The organism is Candidatus Thermoplasmatota archaeon (assembly GCA_030018475.1).
In the GTDB taxonomy this organism is placed as follows: Archaea; Thermoplasmatota; JASEFT01; order JASEFT01; family JASEFT01; genus JASEFT01.
The window spans coordinates 1-3,538 of sequence record JASEFT010000079.1; the positions used below are offsets into that span (position 1 = coordinate 1).

The 3,538-nt window shown below is 35.3% G+C and carries 2 protein-coding genes; one reads left to right on the forward strand and one right to left on the reverse strand.

The window, feature by feature from the left end; translation table 11 throughout:
* Positions 1 to 262 precede the first annotated feature (262 nt).
* On the reverse strand, positions 263 to 1,330 hold the full coding sequence (locus QMD21_07395) for an IS110 family transposase (GenBank protein MDI6856586.1): 1,068 nt from the start codon (positions 1,328 to 1,330) through the stop codon (positions 263 to 265).
* A gap of 347 nt (positions 1,331 to 1,677) precedes the next feature.
* On the opposite strand from QMD21_07395, the gene QMD21_07400 reads away from it, so the two are divergent.
* A complete protein-coding gene (locus QMD21_07400) occupies positions 1,678 to 3,360 on the forward strand; it encodes an IS1634 family transposase (GenBank protein ID MDI6856587.1) in 1,683 nt (560 codons plus the stop codon).
* Positions 3,361 to 3,538: the final 178 nt, after the last annotated feature.

The following is a 3,538-nucleotide window of genomic DNA, read 5'->3' on the forward strand; positions in this document are numbered from 1 at the left end:
CAACTCAAATTCCACCGGGAGCATTGTAAAGGAGGCTAAAGAAGTTAATTAAGATATGAATTAAAAAAAACTTCTATAAAAAGATAGTCAACTAAAAAATTTATTTTTCTTGCATTTTTCCCTCCATGTGCTACTTTTTTAAATGGAGAGATTTTCCCGAATTCTTTACCTAAAGGGGATTTTTCCCCAACCTTCTATTCGCGCATCATAGCGCAAGGTATTTAATTCGGGGAACCGGACAGCTTAACCTTGACAAGAACCATTAAAGGTTAGCTTTTTCAGAAGCATGTCCGGCTCTCCTTTCTTTTCCCCTCTTTAAAAAAGTAGCATAATCTATATTGTCTCTTAACATAAAATAAACATCTGTAGCAATCTCTCTCGCAAGAGCTATCTTTGCTACAGGCTTACCACGATGCCACCTTTTCTTCTGATAGTAAAGCCAGAGTGGCCCTTTCCCCATCCTAATTATATGAGTTGCTATCTCCACATAAATCCATTTCAAATACATATTTGCTTGCTTCGATAAATGGCCAGTCCTATATTTATCTGCACTTCCCCTCGTTTTCGGGGATAAACCAACATAAGGAATGTAGTCATCTAAAAATGAAAATCTACTTATTGGACCACTCTCGTAAAGAATAGTAAAAGCAGAAATATCACCTATTCCGGGATGAGTTTCTAAAAGTCTACAATTATCCATTGCCTCTTTATCTTTCTTCACTCTTTCTTTTACCTTTCGCTCCCATCTCATTATAAAATCGGTTGCAAGATCTATAATTTCGAGAAGCTGGTCAATAATCATATCGTAAGGTTCTTCCAAAGTTACACTCTCAAGTTCTTCTCTCCCTCTGCCTCTCCATATATCTTGGTGCTCAGTCCTTACATTTAATTTCGCAAGAGAAGAGCGAATTACATTTTTTGCCATTGTCCTGATCTTTACAAGTCTTAATCTCATTCTCAGCATTTCCCTTACTCTTCGCTGTTCTGGTGATGGAATCCAGGCCTCTGCAAGTAAATCATTCTCTAATAACTGAGATAACATTCTTGCATCTACTTTATCATTCTTCACTCTTGCGTATGCAATCGCTTTTGTCTGAACAGGGTTAGAGAGTATTACATCTGTCCCCATGGATTGAAGCAAGTCAACAAGCCAATACCAATTTCTGGTGGCTTCAATAGCAACTTTGCAATCTCCGTCAAACTGAGTAAAGAAACTACTTATAGCATCGAACTCATTTGGGATCCTTCTCTCAATAGTTTCTTCTGTTTCCTTGTCGTGTAAGAAAATTTGCGAGAAGTTCTGGTGCAAATCTACACCTATATACTTCATCTTCCCCCCTTTCTTTTTTGAAGAAATCCGTCCGTGTTTCTTTTGCCTACTTTTCTTTGCACTGATGGATTTGCTCCCGATTTATCGGGAGAGTCTTTTTCAAAGAAAAGTAGGGTCCCGACTTGTCGGGACTTTCCCTATTAATTATAATAGTATCGGTGTACATTTCAATTTTTTTCTTTTTATGAAATTATATCTTGACAAGTCATTTTCGCCAAAAATTTAATACCCTCCCCCAAACCCCAATAACTACCCCATAATACATATTTATCCCTAAATTTGTAGTGCCGACTTCTATTTTTTCTCTTGACATCTTGGAATTAAATATAAATTTGTAGTGATTAACTATGTATTTAAGGAAAACTGTAAGAAAGAAAAATGGTAAAAAGTATGAATATTGGCGGGTTGTCGTATCTTTCAGGGATAAGAAGAGGAAGGTTTTGCAGAAGACTATCCGTAATTTAGGGAAGTTAACGAATGAGGAGGTTTTGAAGTGGAGGCTATTTCTTTCTGTTAAGTCGCTTGAAGAAATTGTGATAGCGAAATGGGAAGATATAAAAATTAAGTCAGTTCGTGAAGGGATTTCAGTTGCTGTGCTTCACAATTTATGGGTATATTGGGGGCTTCGGGATTTAATTTGCTCTCTTTTAGATGAGAAGACACAAAATGTTGCAGGGGCTCTTGTGATTAATAGGTGCGTTCATCCAGATAGTGATTATAAAGTTAGTAGCTGGTATAATAAGACACTTCTTCCTTTCATTCAAGCTAAAGAAGAACTTAATCCAACAGAGATTTATAGGACATTGGATAAAATTTTGGAGATTGAAAAAGAGATTCAGGTTCATCTTTATAAAAGGATAAAAGAGTTAGGATTAGATGAATTTAATTTAGTATTTTATGACCTCACCTCTACTTATTTTGAGGGCAATGGTCCTCCATTAGCTACTTTTGGGCATTCAAGAGATAAGAGAGGTGATAAGCCTCAAATCATATTAGCTATAGCAGTCACAAAGAAGGGGTTCCCATTTTGGTGGAAGGTATTTAGTGGCAACACAGTAGATTCACAAACTTTAATTGAGATAGTTAGTTCTTTAAAAGAACAGTTTAACTTAAATGAATGTGCATTAGTTGTGGATAAGGGGATTGTGACAGATAAAAATTTAGATAGCCTTGAGAAGGAGGGCTATTCTTTTGTGAGTACAATTTCGAGGTCAAAAATTCGTTCGCTTAAAGGGTTTCCTTTTGAGTTCTTAAAGACAATAAATGAGAGCAATTTATCCGAGAAATTAAGTTATTTTGATTATTATAATAAGCGGGCATATTATAAGGAGTTGGGTGTTATTTCTGATCGCAGGTATATTCTGTGTTTTAATCCTGAGAAGTTTATAGAAGAGAGGCATAATCGTAAAGAAAAGCTCTCTTCTATTGAGAAGTATTTTGAGAAACTTAATATTGAGCTTGAGAATGCAAAATATAATAGGGATAAAGAGAAATTAAGAAATAAGATTTATTATTATCTTAAGAGGCGTGATAGTTTAAGGTTTTTCAATGTGGAAGTTGGTGATAGGATTAAATATTCTATTTCTCGGGTCAAGAAGGAGGAGGTTCTTGATGGTGTTTATGTATTATGTTCAAATCTTATGGAGCCATCCTGTAAAGAACTTATAAGTGCTTATCGTAATCGTATAAAGATTGAGTGTGCTTTTCATCATATTAAGTCGTTTGTTGATGTTCGTCCCATTTATCATCATTTAAATAAGAGGGTTAGGGCTCACATTCTTATATGTATGCTTGGGTATCTATTGAATCTGACCTTTGAACATTTTATTCGTGATGAATTAGAAGATATGACAGGCAGAAAGATTTACGAGGAACTCGAGAAAGAAGATGCCTGTGAGATTGAGGTTAATGGTGTAAGTAGGATGAAGTTAAAGGAGCCATCTCCGTTTGTGCATAAGGCTTTACGAATTCTTTCTTCTCATAGTGTAGTAGGGATGGATTTTTTAAGTAAGTTGAGGGCGGTCATGTAATTTGATAGTTTTAGTGAATTTTGTGGTAAGGATGTAGTGCCGAAAAATCGGGCTATAGAATAAGTATTAGAGCCAATTTTCAAATTTGTTGGCGAAAATGACTTGACAAACATTTTTAACAAAATAATATGATTAAAATGTTGAAGGAGGTGCGTTATGATGAGAAACTTTTTATTAA

Bases quoted from the DNA above. Each gene is read 5' to 3' on its own strand.
- QMD21_07400 (MDI6856587.1), top strand. From the start codon at position 1,678: ATGTATTTAAGGAAAACTGTAAGAAAGAAAAATGGTAAAAAGTATGAA.
- QMD21_07395 (MDI6856586.1), bottom strand. From the start codon at position 1,330: ATGAAGTATATAGGTGTAGATTTGCACCAGAACTTCTCGCAAATTTTC.